Annotated in this window: 20 protein-coding genes; 15 read left to right on the forward strand and 5 right to left on the reverse strand. The window is 62.1% G+C overall.

Going from position 1 to position 17,471, the window contains the following annotated elements:
- Nucleotides 1-153 precede the first annotated feature (153 nt).
- On the forward strand, nt 154-501 hold the full coding sequence (locus INQ47_RS20750; RefSeq protein WP_252460811.1) for an HPF/RaiA family ribosome-associated protein: 348 nt from the start codon (nt 154-156) through the stop codon (nt 499-501).
- A gap of 55 nt (nt 502-556) precedes the next feature.
- Here INQ47_RS20750 and INQ47_RS20755 read toward each other — a convergent pair whose 3' ends face one another.
- Entirely contained in the window at nt 557-964 is a 408-nt protein-coding gene (locus INQ47_RS20755) for a response regulator (protein WP_252460812.1), read from the reverse strand.
- 22 nt (nt 965-986) lie between these two features.
- A complete protein-coding gene (locus INQ47_RS20760; RefSeq protein WP_252460814.1) occupies nt 987-1,157 on the reverse strand; it encodes a Flp family type IVb pilin in 171 nt (56 codons plus the stop codon).
- A 295-nt stretch (nt 1,158-1,452) separates the two neighbouring features.
- Here INQ47_RS20760 and cpaB point away from each other — a divergent pair, with 295 nt between their 5' ends.
- From cpaB to INQ47_RS20800, 8 genes are read left to right on the forward strand one after another with little or no spacing between them, the layout of a single operon-like run.
- Nucleotides 1,453-2,406, forward strand: a complete 954-nt coding sequence (gene cpaB, locus INQ47_RS20765) for a Flp pilus assembly protein CpaB (protein WP_404702481.1) — start codon at nt 1,453-1,455, stop codon at nt 2,404-2,406.
- Nucleotides 2,407-2,424: 18 nt separating this feature from the next.
- Complete coding sequence (locus INQ47_RS20770) at nt 2,425-3,699, forward strand: type II and III secretion system protein family protein (protein ID WP_252460818.1); 1,275 nt, start codon at nt 2,425-2,427, stop codon at nt 3,697-3,699.
- Nucleotides 3,696-4,886, forward strand: coding sequence for a pilus assembly protein (locus INQ47_RS20775; RefSeq protein WP_252460820.1), 1,191 nt, complete (start codon nt 3,696-3,698; stop codon nt 4,884-4,886). Before INQ47_RS20770 ends, INQ47_RS20775 begins: the two co-directional genes overlap by 4 nt.
- Nucleotides 4,883-6,139 carry a CpaF family protein gene (locus INQ47_RS20780; protein WP_404702482.1) on the forward strand — a complete coding sequence of 419 codons (1,257 nt, stop codon included), beginning with the start codon at nt 4,883-4,885 and terminating at the stop codon, nt 6,137-6,139. Before INQ47_RS20775 ends, INQ47_RS20780 begins: the two co-directional genes overlap by 4 nt.
- Nucleotides 6,136-7,017, forward strand: a complete 882-nt coding sequence (locus INQ47_RS20785; protein ID WP_404702483.1) for a type II secretion system F family protein — start codon at nt 6,136-6,138, stop codon at nt 7,015-7,017. Before INQ47_RS20780 ends, INQ47_RS20785 begins: the two co-directional genes overlap by 4 nt.
- A 2-nt stretch (nt 7,018-7,019) precedes the next feature.
- Nucleotides 7,020-7,907 (forward strand): type II secretion system F family protein, encoded by an 888-nt coding sequence (locus INQ47_RS20790; protein WP_252460825.1) that lies wholly within the window; start codon nt 7,020-7,022, stop codon nt 7,905-7,907.
- 10 nt (nt 7,908-7,917) lie between these two features.
- A complete protein-coding gene (locus INQ47_RS20795; RefSeq protein ID WP_404702484.1) occupies nt 7,918-8,619 on the forward strand; it encodes a tetratricopeptide repeat protein in 702 nt (233 codons plus the stop codon).
- A 15-nt stretch (nt 8,620-8,634) separates the two neighbouring features.
- Nucleotides 8,635-8,898 carry a DUF3613 domain-containing protein gene (locus tag INQ47_RS20800; RefSeq protein WP_252460829.1) on the forward strand — a complete coding sequence of 88 codons (264 nt, stop codon included), beginning with the start codon at nt 8,635-8,637 and terminating at the stop codon, nt 8,896-8,898.
- A 70-nt stretch (nt 8,899-8,968) separates the two neighbouring features.
- On the opposite strand, the gene INQ47_RS20805 is transcribed toward INQ47_RS20800, so the two are convergent.
- Nucleotides 8,969-9,391, reverse strand: a complete 423-nt coding sequence (locus INQ47_RS20805; protein ID WP_252460831.1) for a prepilin peptidase — start codon at nt 9,389-9,391, stop codon at nt 8,969-8,971.
- 75 nt (nt 9,392-9,466) lie between these two features.
- On the opposite strand from INQ47_RS20805, the gene INQ47_RS20810 reads away from it, so the two are divergent.
- Both INQ47_RS20810 and INQ47_RS20815 read left to right on the forward strand, forming a co-directional pair.
- The gene (locus INQ47_RS20810; RefSeq protein WP_176682549.1) at nt 9,467-9,910 is read left to right on the forward strand and encodes a TadE/TadG family type IV pilus assembly protein; all 444 of its coding nucleotides are present in this window, start codon (nt 9,467-9,469) and stop codon (nt 9,908-9,910) included.
- Nucleotides 9,907-12,552 carry an ATP-binding protein gene (locus INQ47_RS20815; protein ID WP_404702485.1) on the forward strand — a complete coding sequence of 882 codons (2,646 nt, stop codon included), beginning with the start codon at nt 9,907-9,909 and terminating at the stop codon, nt 12,550-12,552. The genes INQ47_RS20810 and INQ47_RS20815 overlap by 4 nt, the downstream gene beginning before the upstream one ends.
- Here INQ47_RS20815 and INQ47_RS20820 read toward each other — a convergent pair.
- Nucleotides 12,537-14,495, reverse strand: a complete 1,959-nt coding sequence (locus tag INQ47_RS20820) for a TadG family pilus assembly protein (RefSeq protein ID WP_404702486.1) — start codon at nt 14,493-14,495, stop codon at nt 12,537-12,539. The genes INQ47_RS20815 and INQ47_RS20820 overlap by 16 nt on opposite strands.
- Before the next feature lie 143 nt (nt 14,496-14,638).
- Between INQ47_RS20820 and INQ47_RS20825 the strand changes: the two genes are divergently transcribed.
- Nucleotides 14,639-14,929, forward strand: coding sequence for a DUF3509 domain-containing protein (locus INQ47_RS20825; protein ID WP_252460836.1), 291 nt, complete (start codon nt 14,639-14,641; stop codon nt 14,927-14,929).
- A gap of 3 nt (nt 14,930-14,932) precedes the next feature.
- On the opposite strand, the gene INQ47_RS20830 is transcribed toward INQ47_RS20825, so the two are convergent.
- The gene (locus INQ47_RS20830) at nt 14,933-15,403 is read right to left on the reverse strand and encodes a phosphate-starvation-inducible protein PsiE (RefSeq protein ID WP_252460837.1); all 471 of its coding nucleotides are present in this window, start codon (nt 15,401-15,403) and stop codon (nt 14,933-14,935) included.
- A gap of 450 nt (nt 15,404-15,853) precedes the next feature.
- On the opposite strand from INQ47_RS20830, the gene INQ47_RS20835 reads away from it, so the two are divergent.
- From INQ47_RS20835 to INQ47_RS20845, 3 genes are all read left to right on the forward strand, one after another.
- The gene (locus INQ47_RS20835; protein WP_404702487.1) at nt 15,854-16,096 is read left to right on the forward strand and encodes a hypothetical protein; all 243 of its coding nucleotides are present in this window, start codon (nt 15,854-15,856) and stop codon (nt 16,094-16,096) included.
- Nucleotides 16,097-16,250: 154 nt separating this feature from the next.
- Entirely contained in the window at nt 16,251-16,514 is a 264-nt protein-coding gene (locus tag INQ47_RS20840; protein WP_404702488.1) for a DUF3077 domain-containing protein, read from the forward strand.
- A 657-nt stretch (nt 16,515-17,171) separates the two neighbouring features.
- Nucleotides 17,172-17,435 carry a YebG family protein gene (locus INQ47_RS20845; protein WP_003251679.1) on the forward strand — a complete coding sequence of 88 codons (264 nt, stop codon included), beginning with the start codon at nt 17,172-17,174 and terminating at the stop codon, nt 17,433-17,435.
- Nucleotides 17,436-17,471: the final 36 nt, after the last annotated feature.

Consider the following 17,471-nt stretch of genomic DNA (forward strand, 5'->3'; position numbering starts at 1 on the left):
AGTCCGCCAACCTGCAACAAGAAATTTATTTTCCAAAAGGGCTTGAATTCGTCTCGCGCTTGCCTGACCTTAGAGTCAAGAGGCGCAGAAATTCCAAGGGTCTCAAGGACCTGAGCGTGCCTCCATGCGAGCAAGCTGAATAAGGATTGAATCATGCAAATCCAGGTCAACAGCAGCAACGATTTCGACGGTAACGCCCGGCTCGACCAGTGGGTCCGCAGCACACTGCAGAACTCGCTGGAACGTTACGAAGAAGACCTCACCCGCATCGAGGTTCACCTGCGCGACGAGAACGGCGTCAAGCCCGGACCGCATGACAAACGCTGCCAGATGGAGGCTCGCCCGAAAGGCCACCAACCGATTTCAGTGACCCACACCGCCACTTCGCTGGACCAGGCGGTCGACGGTGCCGCCACCAAGCTCAATCACGCGCTGGAACATTTCTACGGCAAGCTGCGCAGCAAGCGCGGCGCCTTGGAACTGAGTGATCCGGACGCCTGATCGCACCAATGAAAACGCCCGGCCAAGTGCCGGGCGTTTTCATTCAAGGCCTCCCTCAATTCACTATCCTCAGCTTTGGTACGGGGAACAGGTTCTCCAGTGTTTTCAGCAAGCGCGCGTGATAAAGCGGCTTACGGAAAAAATCCACCACCTGCAGGTGCAGTAGTTCGCTGACGTCATCCAGTTCAGCCTGGCCGGACACGACAATCACTGGCAGGTGCTGGCGGGCCGTATGGTCGCGCATGCGCCTGATCAAACCAATGCCGCTTTCCTCCGGCATACGCAGGTCGGTGATCACCAGAGCAACGTCCGGATGACGGGTAAGCTGTTGCAAGGCAGCCTTTACCGATCTAGCGGTCAGGCAAGCGAAGCCTTCGTGCTCGAGAAGTTCGGCCAGTTCCAGCAGAGCGTCCTGCTCGTCATCCACCAAGAGGATCTGTTGGCGCGAGAGAGCGTTCGGCATGGCGTTGGCTCCTGCTCACCGGTCAAAGGGCATCTTTGATCGTGGTGAAGGTGGCATTGACGGCCGTGGAGATGTCTCCGACGAAGGCGGCAAGCACCACCGCGACCATCGTCGCGATGACCGCGTATTCGATACCGGACGCACCGTCCTTGCGATGCAGAAAATTCATGCAGTGCAGAATGAACAGTTTCATGTCTCAGCTCCTTGCGGCACATGCCGGCGATTTGCGGTATCAAAGTGACACCTATTTGCTATCAAAGAATCGCCAAGCTGAGGCGGACTGCAAATGTATCAAAGGATTAATCACAAAGTATTAGCTTAGGAGAACTGACACTCGCAAAATTGCTAACCGTCTGTATTACCTCGACTTAATCACAATCCCCCCAAAAAAAAACCTTTCACGCATGGCAAATGGCGATGACTGCGCTACCGTCCTATAGCGAAATGATGACTTTTTGCCACCAGTCGATACGTGCAGGGAGGCCGAGATGAGCAGTCGCTTGACCCTATGCCTGGCTGCGTTCTTCCTGCTGGCAGCACTGTTGGCCGGCTACTGGGGTGTGGTGCTGAGCCGCCCTGCGGCTGCGCCCGCACCGGCTACCCCTGCAGCCCAACAACCGATTGCAGCCGTCGCCCCACCGCCCACCACCCCACCGGAGCCACCGCGTACGGCCGTGGTCGTCCTGCGCAAGGCACTGCCAGCCAATACGCCGGTCACTGAAGACGATGTGCTGATCGAACGCCTGCAGGTTGCACCCACAGGGGCCTACCAGCAAACCGCCCAGGTGATCGGGCGCACCAGCGCCAGGCCACTTGCAGCAGGCACCTGGCTGGATAAGTTCAGCTTCCAGGCCGGTGGGCCGCTGGCGCGGATGATCCGCGCCAACGAACGGGCCGTGGCAGTCGGTGTGGACGAAGTGGTCGGCGCCGCCGGCCAACTGCGCCCAGGCGACTACGTGGACGTGTTGCTGTTCCTGCGTGAAGAGCCCAACAACCCGCAATCCTCCGCCCAGGTGGTGCTGCCAGCCTTGCGTGTGCTCAGTGTCGGCGAGCAGACGGGCCTGGCCAACGACGGCCGCCCGGCGCAAACCGCCGAAGAGCAAAAGGCCCGGCGTGAACAAGCCAGCCTGAACAACAGCACGGGGACGCGCACCGTGGCGCTGGCAGTGCCTGAGGCCTTGGCCAGCCGTTTGATGCTGGCTGCCCAGGCCGGCACGTTGCGCCTGGCCGTGCGCAGTGCCGATGAACAACGCCTGGCGCGGTACTGGAACGACCCCGATGCCAAACCGCAGGTGGACGCCGCCAACCGCGAACTCTACCGTTTCAGCCAGCTATCCCAATCGCCGGTGGCCAACGCTGCCAGCCTGGCGATCAGTAGACCCAAACCCGCCATGCACATCATCCGTGGCGCACAGGCTGACGATACGAATAAAACCCCCTGACCCGGCAAGGATGCAGCGATGCGTAGTTCCTTTTTGAGACAAGCATGTTGTACCGGGCTGCTGGCCGTGCTGTTGCCCCAGGCCCAGGCAACCGGCAAAGGCTGCGAGGCGTTCAATCAACTGCCCTCGGTCATCGAGATAGATCAAGGCCTGCAGCAGGAACTGCGCCTGCCACTGGCGATCAGCCGCGTTGCCGTAGGCGAACCCAAGGTGGCTGATGTGCAGGCCAGCGGAGAGCGCGGCGTGGTGATTACCGCGGTGGGCCAGGGCAATACCACCCTGATGCTGTGGACAGCATGCGCCCCGTCACCGCACCGGGCCATGGTGTTCGTCAAAGGCCGGGCCAGTGCCGACATGGCGCAAGACAGCTTTTTGCCGTCGCAGGATGCGCAACTGATCAGCCAGGTGCAGGCCGACATCCGTTTCGTGGAAGTACGCCGTACCAAATACAAGGAGGCCGGTGCACGGCTGTTCTTCAAGGGGTCGAACAACAGCCTGATCGGCTCGCCGGGTACCGTACCGAATACTGTCGTGCGACCTGATTATGTACCGGGCATACAGACAGGTGAGAACCCGGTTACGTATGCGGATGTGCGTCCCGGTATTCCCCTCGACGACACCGTCTTCAACATCGTCTGGGGCGGCGGCAGCAGCCGCTTTCTGGCCATGATCAACGCTCTGGAAAACAGCGGCTTCGCTTACACCCTGGCGCGCCCGAGCCTGACCGTGCTCAGCGGCCAGACAGCAAGCTTCCTGGCAGGCGGTGAAATTCCGATCCCGGTGCCCAGCGCAGGCAGCGACAACGTATCGATCGAATACAAAGAGTTCGGCGTACGTCTGGCGCTGACACCAACCATCATTAGCCCAGGCAGGATCACACTCAAGGTGGCGCCTGAGGTCAGCGAACTGGACTACAGCAACGTGGTAACCATCGCCGGCACGCAGGTGCCGGGTTTGACGGTAAGACGCACCGACACCAGCATTGCCCTGGCCGATGGCGAAAGTTTCATCATCAGCGGCCTGGTCAGCAACAACACGCGTTCCGCAGTAGACCGGCTACCCGGCCTGGGCAGCCTGCCGATACTGGGTGCGTTCTTCCGCAACTCGGCCTTGCGCCGCGAAGAAACCGAACTGCTGATGATCGTCACTCCACACCTGGTCCAGCCCTTGGCGGCCAACGCAAGGCTGCCGGAGCTGCCGGGCGAGAACCTGCGCAACTACGACCCCAGCTGGGGGCGCCTGTTCTTCCTCGAAAACGGCAACTTCGATGGCAAAGGCGGGTTATCCCAATGAACGAGAGCCTGAACCCCACCTTCCTCGCCATCACCCGCAACGAAGAGGACCTGCACTGGCTACAGGGCGCACTGGCGCCGCAAGGCCAGGTGATCGGGGCCAGTGCCGGCAGCCTCGACGAGTTGCTGGCACTGGTCAATGCCACCTACAGCAACCTGATGTTCATCGGCCTGGACCGCGAACAGCTGGTCAGCCAGTGCGCCTTGATCGAGGGGGTGCTGGAGGCCAGGCCGATGTTGGCAATCGTCGCCCTCGGCGATGGCATGGACAACCAACTGGTGCTGCATGCCATGCGCGCTGGCGCCCGCGACTTCGTCGCCTATGGCTCGCGCGCCAGCGAGGTGGCCGGGCTTGTGCGCCGCCTGGGCAAGCGCATGCCGGCGGTGGCCAGCAACCCCAGCCTTGGCGGGCTTACGGTGCTGTTCGGCTTACAAGCCAATGCGGACGGGGCATTGCTCACCACCCACCTTGCCCGCGTGGTGCAGGAAAGCGGCCAGCAAACCCTGCTGCTGGACCTGGGCCTGCCGCGTGGCGACAGCCTGGCGCTACTCGGCCTGGAGGCTTCGTTCTTCTTCGGCGACGCCCTGCGCCACCTGCGCCGCCTCGACACCACGCTGATCGACAGCGCATTCGCGCGTGACAAGAAAGGCTTGCGCCTGCTGACCTACGCCGAGGCCGACGAACCGCTGCAACAAACCAGCGCCGCCGAGCTGTACATGCTGCTGAGCGCTTTGCGCCAGCACTTCCAGCACATTGTCGTGAACCTGACCGGGCATGCCGACAGCGAAGCCCTGCGCACGTTGGTGAGCCATTGCGACAAACTGGTCGTCTACACCGACCAGAATATCCTCGACTGCCGGCGCAACCTTGAAGTGCTCGACCTGTGGCGTGACCACGGCATGAAGCTGGAGCACGCCAGCCTGCTGGTTGACCGCTACCTGGGCAGCGTTGCCCCCGACGCCGACACCCTGGCCAAACGCTACGGGCTGCCCTTGCTCAAGGCCATCCCTTATAGCCCCGAAGTACGCCTGAACGTTAAAAACCAGGGCCTGAGCCTGTTCGAACTGGCCCCGCGTGAAAGCCTTACTCAAGCCCTGCGCAGCCTGGGTGAACGCCTGGCACGGCGCTCGGAAAACCTCGCACCACCAGGCTTCACCTGGCTGCGTCGGCTTTGGGGCAGCAAATGAGCAATGACCAACCCTTTGGTGGCCAGCAACACGCCTCGGGCGACCCCTACGCGCTAAAGCGGGCCCTGCACCGCTTTGCCATCGACGCCATCGAGGACAGCGGCCGCAACCTGCTGGAAGGCGCGCGGCCAGCGCTGACCCAGTTCGTGCTGGAGCAGGTGGGTGATTACGTCGCGCGCCTGCACCTGGCCATGTCGCGCTACGAAATGGAGCGCCTGGCCGAAGAGCTGGTGGATGAGCTGACCGGTTTCGGCCCGCTGGAGGTGTTGCTGCGTGACCCCACCGTCACGGAAATCCTGGTCAACGGCCCCCACCGGGTGTTCGTGGAGCGGGCGGGCCAGCTGCAACAAATCGACCTACGCTTTATCGACGCTCACCATGTGGAACGGGTGATGCAGCGCATCCTCGCACCGCTTGGCCGACGCCTGGACGAATCCTCGCCAATGGTCGACGCCCGCATGCCCGACGGCAGCCGGGTGAATGCGATCATCCCGCCTGTGGCACTGGACGGCCCATGCCTGTCGATCCGCAAGTTCCGTCAGGACATGCTCAAGAGTGCCGACCTGCTGGCCACCCGCGCCATCGACCAGCCCATCTTCGACTTCTTCGAGCGCGCCGTGGGCAAACGTTGCAACATCCTGGTCAGTGGCGGTACCGGCACCGGCAAGACCACCCTGCTGAACATCCTCAGCCAGATGATCGCGCCCCGCGAACGCCTGGTGACCATCGAAGACGTCGCCGAACTGCAACTGCACCATCCCCATGTGGTGCGCCTGGAAACTCGCCCGCCGAATGCCGAAGGGCATGGCGAAATCAAGGCCAGCGAACTGATCCGCAACGCCCTGCGCATGCGCCCCGACCGCATCATTCTGGGCGAGATCCGCGGCAGCGAAGTGCTCGACGTGCTCACGGCGATGAACACCGGCCACGATGGCTCGATGAGCACGGTGCACGCCAACTCCGCGCAGGATGCGCTGCTGCGCCTGGAAACCCTGGTCGGCCTGAGCGGCCGGCAGATTGCCGAAAAGACCTTGCGGCAAATGGTCTGCGCGGCGCTGGATGTGGTGATCCAGCTGACCCGTCTGCCTGACGGCCGACGTTGCGTCAGCGAGGTGCTGGAAGTGGTCGGCGTGCGCGATGAAGTGTACGTGACCAACACCTTGTTCCGCCTCGATCGTCGTGGCGGCGATACCTTTCTTCGCGAAGCACCTAACCCGGCGGGCAGCAAGCTGCGCGCAGAGGGCGTGCTGTGACCGGCCCCCTGCTGCTGGCGCTGTCCCCGCTGTTGATGGGCGTCGCCCTGCTACTGTTGCGCCGTGGCCTGTACAAGCGGCACGAAGAGCGCATCCTGCAACGCCTGGGGCGGGCGTTCAGCATCGTGCGCAATGGCACCGGCCGGCGCGAATGGCTCGACGCTCTGCTGCAGCGCGCCGGCTTGGGGGCTGTCGACATCAAGCCACAGCGCTGGTTACTGGCGTGGCTGGGCGTGGTGGTGCTGGCGCTGATCGCCGCCGGCTGGGTGGCCGCATTGATGCTGCTGATCGGCCTGCCAACCCTTGCGTACTTGATCCTGAGCTGGCAAAGCCGCCGTCAGATGCGGCAAATCGTCGACCAGTTGCCTGGCCTGCTGGACTATAGCGTGCGCAGCCTCAAGGCTGGCCGCACGCTAAATGATGCGGTGCTGGGCGGTATCGACAGTAGCCGCGATCCCCTGCGCTCAGCCATGGCGCGTGTGCGGCGCAACGTACAGTTGGGCGTGGCGCTGGAGGATGCTGTGAGCGAGCTAGCCGAACTGCACAAGCAGGACGAACTGCGGCTGTTCGCCCTCGGTTTGCGCATCAACCAGCGCTACGGCGGCAATGCCAGCGAGCTGATGGAGAACCTGATCAAACTGATCCGCGAGCGGGAACAAGGGGCGCGTCAGCTCAAGGCGATGACCGGCGAAACCCGCATCACCGCAATCATTCTTGGTTCGTTGCCGCTGGCGATGGTCGGTTACTTCCTGATGGCCAACCCGCATTACCTGCTGGCCATGTGGCGGGACAGCAGCGGCCAGATGATGCTGTTGCTGGCCTTTGCCCTGCAGGTACTCGGTTGCCTGGTGCTGTGGCGAATGATGAGGAGCCTGTGACCATGGCCTTGCTGATCTGCGCCCTGTGCCTGTTCATCGCTGCCAGTCTGTTTGGCCTGCAGGCTATTCGCCAATGGCGCGCGCGGGTACTGGTGGCCCGACGGCTGCAAGGGCGGCTGACCCGCGACGAGCGCTTGGGCGACTGGTTGCACTGGCTGGGCAGCAGCCCGTGGGGGCTGCGGTTACAGAAATTGGACGGCGAAAGCCAGGCTCTGCTCGAACGTATCGGCTGGCGCCGCAGTCGCCAGCGTGCCCTTTTTGCCGCTGTTCAGTTGGGCCTGCCGCTGGTGGCCGTGGCAATGACGCTGCTGTTGCAACAGGCGTTCAAGGGCAGCGCAGCAGCCGGCTGGGTGGTCTGGCCATCGTGCGCGCTGGGCGTCGGTTACCTGCTGCCCAAGCGACTGCTGGCCGTGGCTGCGGCACGTCGCCAGCAGCGCATCGCAGAAGAAGTCAGCCTGATGATTCCCTTGCTGCGGATTCTCTTCGAGACCGGCCTGGCCGTTGAACAGGCACTGCGCGTGCTGAGCCAGGAAGGCCGGACACTGATCCCGCACACCAGCGCAGAGTTGCGCCAGGTGCTGCAGCGGGTGGATTCAGGCATGGCGCTGGGCCCGGAGCTGGAAAAGGTCGCCCAGTTGCTGGCTGTAGATGAGTTCACCGATACCTGCGTGATCCTGCGCCAGTTGCTGACACAGGGCAGTGGCGCGATGAAGTCGTTGCAGGCACTGAAGGCGCTACTCGACGACCGTCGCCTGACCCGCCTGCAAGAACGGGTGTCGATGATGTCGGCAAAGATGTCGGCAGTGATGATGGTGTTCCTGTTCCCGGCCTTGCTCATTGTCCTTGCCGGCCCGGGTTTCTCTGCATTGGCGCGGGCGTTAAGCCCATGAGGACTGATTGATGAAGACAATCCTGTTGTGCGCGAGCCTGGTGTTGTTGACCGGATGCGCCGGGCAGCAGCCGGAAGGCCTGCGCCAGTTGTTAGCCAGCGCCAGTTGCAGCAAGCCGGACGCCGACCAGCAACTGTCACTGAACCTGGCAGACGAAATGCTCAACGACGGGCGCCCACACGCCAGCCTTGCCCACTTGCAGCAACTGCCGGACACCTTCGAACAGGTTCGCCTGCGCAAAGCCAAAGTGTCACGGCTGCTTGGCCTCAGCGAAGCCGAGCCCTTGTACCGTAGCCTGCTTGGCGGTTGCCTGGCAGCCGAAGGCGAACATGGCCTGGGCCAATTGGCTTCGGCCCGGGGCGACGACGTCCAGGGCCTGCAGCACCTGCAACGCGCTGTACGGCTTGCGCCTACCGACGAACGGGTGCGCAACGACCTTGGCGTGGTTTTGATGAATCTGGGGCGCTATGAGCAAGCTCGCTTCGAGTTGCTGACGGCCATTGAACTGAAGGACGACAACACGCTGCCTGCGGTCAACCTGGTGACCTTGGCGCTGGTGCAGGACAACTGGCAACAGGCCAACGACCTGGTATACCGGCTGCAGCTCAAAGCCTGGCAGTTTGCCGAAGCCCAGGCGCGCGCCAGCAAGATCAAGGCCGGCGGCCGAGGCCCGATCGCATCGACCAGGGCCCAGGACATGATGGTCAATTGATACGCGGAGGTGATCATGATCAGGTATGTGATGGTACTGGCCTGCTGGGTTGGCAGCGCGACGTTACTGGCCGAGGAAAACCCGCACCATCCCCCTCTGGACGAGACGGCGACCGAACGGCTGCTGCGCTTGCAGTCCAGCGGTGAGCAGGCATCCAGGCACCTGCAGGTGCAAACCGCGCGGGAGCGTGACCAGTCCATGCAGCGCTGGCTGGATACCTACAAGTACGAAATCCCCGACTTCTACCGCTGGACAAAGATGGCAGAGCGAAACAACTGACTCGCTGATTTAGCGGGGGCTCTGTGGGCGGGGCAATCGCCTACAGATTCTTTGCATACCTTGAAGATGTTTAGCCAGCCCAGGCCAGCGAAACGGCAAAGCCTACCAGCAAGCATGGCGCAAACGGCCTTTTCTCCCCTGGCTGGCGTGACCTGCGCCGTACCATTTGCCACACAACCATTGCCACACCGGCGCCAATGAACGTGCCGAGTACGTGGTCCAGGCTGGTGGCCAAGGCAAGCGCGCCGAGCAGCTTGACGTCGCCAGCCCCGAACTGGCCGAGCATGTAGCCGGGCAACGTCAGTAGCAGGACGATGACGAAAGCAAGCGCTGCATCGCTGCCCTGAGCACCTAGCCAACTGTGCCCGGTGGCCAGCAACCAGGCCAGCGCACAGGCGGCAGCCCCCAGCGTCAGGACATTGGAAATCTGCCGCTCCCAGGCATCCTGCCCAGCGCACAACACCACCCAGACAAGCACTGCAAGGCTATGCATAGGCAAATGGCCATCCCTGTTCGACGATCGGTTCTATGCTGTTATTCAGGATTCATGGTCAGGGTAGACGCAATCATGAAAGCAGGCCCGGCAAAACGGCAAAAAGGCGCAGCGGCCATTGAGTTCGCGGCCGTATTCATGATCTTTTTCGCGGTATTCTACGGCCTGGTCAGCTACACCCTGCCCATGCTCATGCTGCAGTCATTCAACCAGGCCAGTGCCGAAGCCGTGCGTCGCTGCGTGGCCCTGGACCCGGACAGCGCCAGCTACAGCGCCGATGTGCAGACCCTGGCCCACCAGGTCATCAGCCAACAGTTGCAGTGGATGCCCGCCGCATTCGACTTCCAGCCCGCCAGTGATACCCAGGTGACCCTGGGCGCCGACAAATTGCTGACCGTGACCATCAACTACCCCAAAACGAAACTGAACAACGTGCTGCCTATGCTGGTACTGCCGCTGATCGGTGAGGTGCCGCGCCTGCCCGATCGCCTGCGGGCCGAAGCGAGCTTGCAGCTATGAGCGGCTTGTTCGATCGCTGGCTGGGCGACCAGGCCACCGCGCAGGTAGCGCCCGCCCCGCAAGCAGTGGGGCTGCAACTCTGGCTGGATGACCTTGGGCACGTGCTGCGCCTGGCCGGTCCCTTGCGCACGGTGCTGCCTGCGAGTTCGCACAGCGCCCCCCGTGTGCACGACTACCTGCAACGGCACAGCTGGCTGGTGCTTGAAGGCCCCCCTGCCGACTGGCAGGGGCAACCGCTGGACCTTGACTTCACGACCGTGCACGGCCCTGCCCTGCACACCCGCGGCTGGCTCCAGCGGCAGGGCGACGGCTGGCTGCTGCAGCTGTTCGATATCGGTGACCTGCTGGGGGAACTCGAGCAACAAGACCATCGCCTGACGCAACAGGCGCTGGCAGCGGCGCTTGGCCGCGCCCTACGTGACTGCGACGAAGAACGTCTGATGCTGACGGCCACCGAACAACTGAAGCGCCTGGCCGAGCACTGGCATGCTGGCTCTCTGCGCCTGATGCTGGCGGGCGATTGCGGCTGGTACACCTACACTTGCAGCGACAACGACTGGCCCTGGGCCGATGACGAGCGCTTGCGACCCTGGCTGCAAACGCTACCGCCACGGGGTCGAGAAGTGGCTGCTGGAAACTCGCTGTTGCAGCCATCGTGTGCCGGCTTGCCATTGCTGGCCGTGCCCTACCTGCACGGCCATACCGTGCAGGCCTGGTTGCTGTGCGCAGGCGCGCAACGGCCGCCGGCAAGCGAAACGGTCGCAGCCCTGTTGCAAGCGTTGATCGAACCCCTGCTCAGTCGCCTGCGCCAGCACCAGTTGCGGCAACGTTCACGTCACCTGGATGAACTGCAACAGCAGCTGGGGGCCGGCTGGTGGACATGGCCTCTGCAAGGGCCGCTGCAGTTCGACCCAGCGCTGGCCTTGCGCCTGGGCATACCGACTGAGGCCACCGCCGAGCAATGGCTGGGCCGGGTGCACCCGGCCGATCGTGAAGCCGCACGCATGGCGTTGGAACAACTGCGCGCAGGCATTGCTTTGAACATGAACCTGCGCCTACTGCCAGCCAACAGCCTGGCAAGCCCGCGCTGGCTACAGTGGGCAGGCCAGTTGCAAGGCCATCAGGTTCAGGGGTTTGTGCTCGATATCAGCGTGTTGAAGGCCCAGGAACTGCAGGCCGGGGCCGCGCGCGCCCGGCTCGAAAACCTGATCGCCAGCTCGCCTGCGGTGATTTACATCCAGCGATATGCCGAAGGTGCACTGCACAGTGAATTTTTCAGCGCCAGCCTGACACCATTGCTGGGCTGGCCCAGAGACAGTGAACTGGCGCGCCACCCTGCTCAGGCAGTGCATCCCGACGACCGCCCGACGTGGCTCGAACGCACCCGTACGCTGCTGCGCGATGGCCAGGTGCGCAGCCGCTACCGCCTGCGCGATCACCTTGGCACCTACCACTGGATACTCGACGAGGCCCGCCTGCTGCGTGACGATCTGGGCCAGCCTGTGGAGGCTGTGGGACTGTGGCTGGACGTCAGCGAATTGACCGAAACGGCCGAGCGGGTGCGCCAAAGCGAGGAGCGCTACCGGGTGCTGGTAGAAGACTCGCCGGCCATGATCTGTCGCTATCGCCCAGACCTTGAGCTGCTGTTTTGCAACCACCCGCTTGCCGAACAGCTGGAATGCGCGCCGCAACAATTGACGGGCATGAACCTCGGTCAGTGGCTGTCCGACAGCCAACGCGCGGCCTTTCTCCAACGCCTGTCGGTGTTGACGCCGGCGCAGCCGTTGGCCAGTGCCGAAATCTGCCTGCAATTGCCCGGACGCCGAACATCCTGGTGGGTGTGGGCCGAGCGTGGCCTGTTCGATGAGCACGGTCAGCTGCAGGAAGTGCAGGCGGTGGGACGCGACAACACAGCAGTACGCCACAGCCAGCAACAACTGCTGCAAGGGGCCAAGATGGCCACTCTAGGCGAATTGGCAACGGGCTTCGTGCATGAAATCAACCAACCGTTGACTACCATGCGCCTTGCGCTGGTCAATACTCTCAAGCGCCTGGAAAGTGGCGTGGTCGATGCCGAGTATGTGGCGGGCAAGCTGCATCGGATCGATGCCCAGGTCGAACGCATTGCGCGCCTGATCGAGCATCTGCGCACCTATGGGCGCCGGTCCGAGGTCGAACAGCAGGTGTTCGCCGCCTGGGTAGCGGTGCAAGGTGCGCTGGGGTTGCTGGCTGAGGGGTTGGGCGGCAAAGGTGTAGCCTTGCATATTGAAGAGCCAGACCTGTGTCCGGAAGTACTGGGCCATGAGGACCAGCTCGAGCAGGTCCTGATAAACCTGCTGGTCAATGCCCGTGACGCGCTGCTCGAACGGCGGGTTGCCAAGCCGCGGATCAGCGTGAGCCAGCGCGTCGAGGAAGGGCACCTGTGCCTGGTGGTGGAAGACAACGGCGGCGGTATCGAGCCACGCCTGCTCGAACGCATCTTCGAACCATTCTTTACCACCAAGGCCGCCGGAGCAGGCACCGGCTTGGGCTTGTCGGTAAGCCACAGTATCGTCGAGGCCATGGGCGGCAGGCTGGAAGCACACAACAGCAACGAAGGTGCGTGCTTCCAGGTTTGGTTGCCCGTCTACAGCGCTAGCTGAGCACGGCCGCCGGAGCAACTGAGGTTGGCCCCGACCTCGGCATTGACCAAGTCTATGCCGAGGACCTTGAGTAACACGTTGACCAAGGGGTCGAGCAACGGGCTTAGCAGATTTTTGATCAGGGGTTCGACGATGCCTTTGACGCCGCCAAGGACGTTGCCGACGATTACCAGTACTTCGCCGAGGCCACTGTTGGCAGTGGGCTTGTAGGCTTCCAGCTGTATTCCCAGCAGCGTGTCGGTGAGGCTACCAACGACGTTGTTGTTGGCGGGTTGCATGCTCTGGTAAGCCGAGGGAAGGCCGATGTTTGGCGGCGTGCTGTTAGGGGCCTGGAACACCAGCGGGCGTTCGACCGCTCCGCTGCCCAGCAACTTGCTGTTGACGCGCACGCCTAGGCCGCCACCAGCGAAGGGGATACGTGCATCACAGATCGCAGGCAGTATGAGCAGCCGGGTGCAGCGTTTGGTCCCGATATCGACCAACGGCAACGCTTTGACAACGGTGGTGCCATTGGTGAAAAACGCGTCCACAGACTCAAAACGCCCCACCGCAACCTTGGCGGCTGAACTCTGAGTCTGTGTCGTCAAACGCTTGGGTGAGCAACTGAAGGTTTCTGGCGATAACGGGTTGAGCCTCGTCGTCGCTTCTGCCACTTCAAGACCGATGTCCAGCGACAATTTATCCGGGACCAGGATTATATCGGTGACCGTACATGGGACGCCAACCAGGCAAAGCACCGATTGCAATGTACTGGCGAGGTTCAGGCTGAGCAGATTGTTAAGCACACTGGTTATCGGCCCGACGAGGTCCAACACTGCATTGAGCAACCCAAGCACCGAGTTGAGCAAAGGCAAGTCCAACGAGATCATCGCCCGCACCTGTGCGGTATGCACCCGCAACTCATCTGTACGCGGGTCTCCCACCGCAGAAATCTGCTGGGGTTCGATCACCTTCAGTCGCACCCGACCATTGACCAGTCCCAGCACGCTGATTGGCAAGTCCACCGTTGCTGCACTTTCGCTGACCGCCAGCTGGATTACCCCCTGCACCAGTTGCAGCAACTGAATACTGGCATCCAGCCCGGCCTGCGCCGTGCCGTTCTGAATATCGAGCAGGTCCCCAAGTTGCAGCAGCGTACTGTTGCTGGCGCCCAGTGCCACCTTGCCCAGATTGGTTACCACATCTGCCGCCGCACCACTCTGCTGCAGTACCTTTACCGCCGCTTGCAGCAACTGCGTAGCGGTGGCGTCGGCAGTGAGCAGTTGCTGATAGTCGCCTGCCTTGAGGTCAAGGTCGACGGCCAGTTGGTCAAGGTAGCTGAGCAGATTTAGCTGAGTACTGGCGATGCCTTGCCAGCCGGCCACATCAAGCTGAACCGCACCGCCCAGGGCGCCGAGCAGTGCATCTAGCAGAACCGACTGCCGCGAGTCGACGGTCGCCAGCGTTGTACGAATACTCAACATAGCCTGCGGCGGCAGGGGCGACGATGCCACCGCATGTGCTTGCAAGGTCGTGGTCAACGGCAATCCACTGCCCTGCGCCAACGTGTAGACCCCCGCAGCAACACTGGTGGGCACCGTGTTGCTCACATCCACCCGTATGGCTTCATTACGATTGTTGTCACTGGTGAAGGTACGCAAGCTGTTGGCGCCGGTCTGCAAGTACCCGCAACTGGCCGTGAGCGGGTTGCTGGCCGCATGGCCGTTGCGTGTGGCGGCAGTCCGGGCAATCACGGTGGCCTGGGGACCGCTGCCGGTACAGACGGCAAACTGGCCTGCCGCCTCCAGCGCCGACATGTCGGCAATACGCTGCAGCTTGCGCTGCTCAAGAAAAAGCCGGCCGCTGTCGATCACCACCAGCATGAACAACAAGGCCAGGCCCAAGGTAACCACCGCCATGAGGCCGATTGCGCCACGCTGGCGGGCAGCAGATGAGGGAACCACGGGCACTCCTTTGCCGGCCATTGGCCATGCGTCGCGGCTGCGATTCCAGGAGTGTAGTTGCGATAATGGCTAATTGCCTGCTAGGAACCAACCTGATGGTGGCCGGTCAACTTCAGCAGATACCTTTTTACAGGCCCCCAGCCATGAACAACCCTTTCGACCGAATCAGTGCTGCATTCGCCCCCGAATACCGCGTCAACCTTAGCATTACCAACCTTGACGGCAGCATCATGCTGACCCTGTCCGACGACGCCGGCGTGGTCGCCAAGCGCCTCATCACCCCGGCCCAACGCAACGACCCGGTGCGCCTGCAACGGGTGATCGACAGCATCCGCCTGGGCCTTGCGATCGAACTCAGCCAGAACCCCCTGCAAGTGCTGGCCGCGCTGACCCGTGACGCCCGCCACGAGCCGTGCCATTTCGTTGCCAACTGAGGGCTACTTGCCCTCCTCCACTGCCTTGCCGTTGGCGTCCAGCACCTTGGTCGAGGGGTAGCGGTACGAAGCGTAGCGCACCACCAGGATCGAGAACGCCAGCAGCAGGATGCCGCCACACAGGTACAGCAGCCCTTCATCGGGTGCCTTGTGGTGCGAAACATCGCCGATCAGCAAGCGAGTGAGCGCGGTGATTGCCACGTACAGCAGGAAGCGGATCGGCATGTGGTTGGTCTTGAAGTAGATCCCCACCATCGCCCCCAACTCCAGGTAGATGAACAACAGCAGGATGTCATCAACACTGACCCCGCCCTTGCCCAGCATGTCCAGGAACGTCACTACTGCCGCGTAAGCGGTGATGGCGCCAATGCCGAAAAGCGCCAGGTAATGGAACGCCTCGACGCACAGGTTGCCCAGCGAGTCGGCCGAGCCGTGCAGGCCCTTGCGCAGTTTTTCTGCCCATTTGATGTTCACGATGTTCCATTCCCCGATACGTCTTTAAGGATGATGCGTCGCTGATGTGACGCTTGTGCCATGCAGTTAAAGGGCCAAGCCCCTGTTCTTGGAAGGCGACCGATTGCCGCAAGGCACCTTGAGGAATGGCACATTGCAGAAATGCACGGCCGTGCTTGGGGAAAAATCAGATTTAACCCCTTCCTTGTAGGGCATTTCCCAAAGATACTCCCTGCCATTGTGGCGTTCGGGCATGCGCACTAGTCTGGGGTCGTCGCTGCCAGTCAGCGATCGGCTTTGACAGGCCGCCCTGAACTAACCACATGGCTTTGCCTTTATGGCAGCTGTCATGGGGCACCTCGTGTGCGCCGGCTTTTGGTTCTGTTCACCGGTCTGTCAACCCATGTACAGCTGCCGCCTCATTGTTTGACAGCAGGAGGTGGTGGCCCCAACTTTGAACAGGCCTTTACCATGCTGAAAATAGTTCCCGATCCACCCCATCCCCCCCATTCCCTCGAAGACACCCTGATCCGGGCCACCGACTACGCGTTGTGTGCAGCTACCGTGGTGCATCAGGCGTTGCTGCTTCAGCCCAAGTCACCGGTTTCGATCCTGATGATGACCTCGATGCATGAGCTGGAGGCGCTGCGGGCTCTGCTTGAGTCGGCACTGGTTCAGGTGCAGATGCCCGCTGAGCCCAGGACTTCGCACTAAGGCTGGTTAATGCGCCGGAAGGGCCGGCCTCTTCGCGGGCTCGCCCGCTCCCACAGGATCACCACAGTCTTGAAGACTTGCACAGTACCTGTGGGAGCGGGCGTGCCCGCGAAAAGGTTGGCCAGGCACTAGAGAAACTTCAGGGGATTGAACAATGACAACAGAAGACACCCAATTCACCGTCGGCAAGACCACTTTCTATCAAGGCGAAAACAGCACCCATCCTTTGTTCCGCATCGAGCCCGGCATCCCCTGCAGGGACGCCCGCGAGCAGTCGTCGGAATTGATGGGCTATGTGCGTGAATTGACCATTATTGGCCTGATGGAGGAGAAACCCATGATGATCTGGGCCGCCCATTATCTGAGTGCCATGGCCAAGGCGCTGATGGATGATGCCGAGTTGGGTATGAAGCCGTGAGGATTTCGCTTCAGGTTGGATGAAGGCCTCTATGTGTTTGCCGCAGCAGTTTCAGCGCCTGTGAGATCGAGCGCCGCCCCCGCGGCGCATCGCGAGCAAGCTCGCTCCTACATTTGTTTCGGGCCAGTATCGCCTGTGCCTACGCGCGCGACCGCCCTGTTTGTCCCCCACGATATCGAGGTGAGCGCCAAGGGGACGTGCGCGTCTGCCCCAGGAATAATTGGCCCGAAACAAATGTAGGAGCGAGCTTGCTCGCGATGCGCCGCGCGGGCGGCGCTCGATCTACGCAACACCGTAAAAACCAAGGCAGGCGCCTTACCGCCCTGACACAATCAGCCGTAGCCCCCCACAGAAAAGCTTGACCGCCAACAAAGCATCTACATCTACAGCGCATGCCTTGAGCCAGACTGCTTTCCTTGCGATCACGTGCCTGACGCAAAATCCAGCCGTTAACGCCCCCGTAGGAGCGGGTTCACCCGCGAATAGGCCGGACCTGCCGGCCAATATCCCCCGGCCATTCACCGTCGCAGCCGCCACCGCATTCGCCCGGTCTATGCCACGCTACAATTTCTGCTTGCGAACCAACCAGCATTGCCATTACTGTATATAGATACAGTAAACCGCAACACAACCAGCAAAAAGGCATAGAGGTGATGAATGGCCGTCGAAGTGGTGTACCGCAGCAGCCGCGACCCGGAGCGCTTGTTCATGGATAAGGCCGAAGCAGACCGTCACGACAAAATGCTCGAACTGGCCGAGCGCCTGGCAGAAGTACTGCACAAGGCGGTGCCGTCGCTGACCGAGCAGCAGGTCGAGGAAGCCGGTATCTACATGGCGAAGAACCGCGATGTGTTCGCCCGGGCGTTCAAAAGCCAGCCGGATGCGTTGGCCGAGTTGCTTGAGGGTACTGCTGCCGAATGATATCGCTGGAGGTGTGCGGGTTTACCCGCGAAGTGG

Origin of the sequence: Pseudomonas sp. 3HC3 (assembly GCF_044904505.1) — a bacterium.
In the GTDB taxonomy this organism is placed as follows: domain Bacteria; phylum Pseudomonadota; class Gammaproteobacteria; order Pseudomonadales; family Pseudomonadaceae; genus Aquipseudomonas; species Aquipseudomonas putida_Y.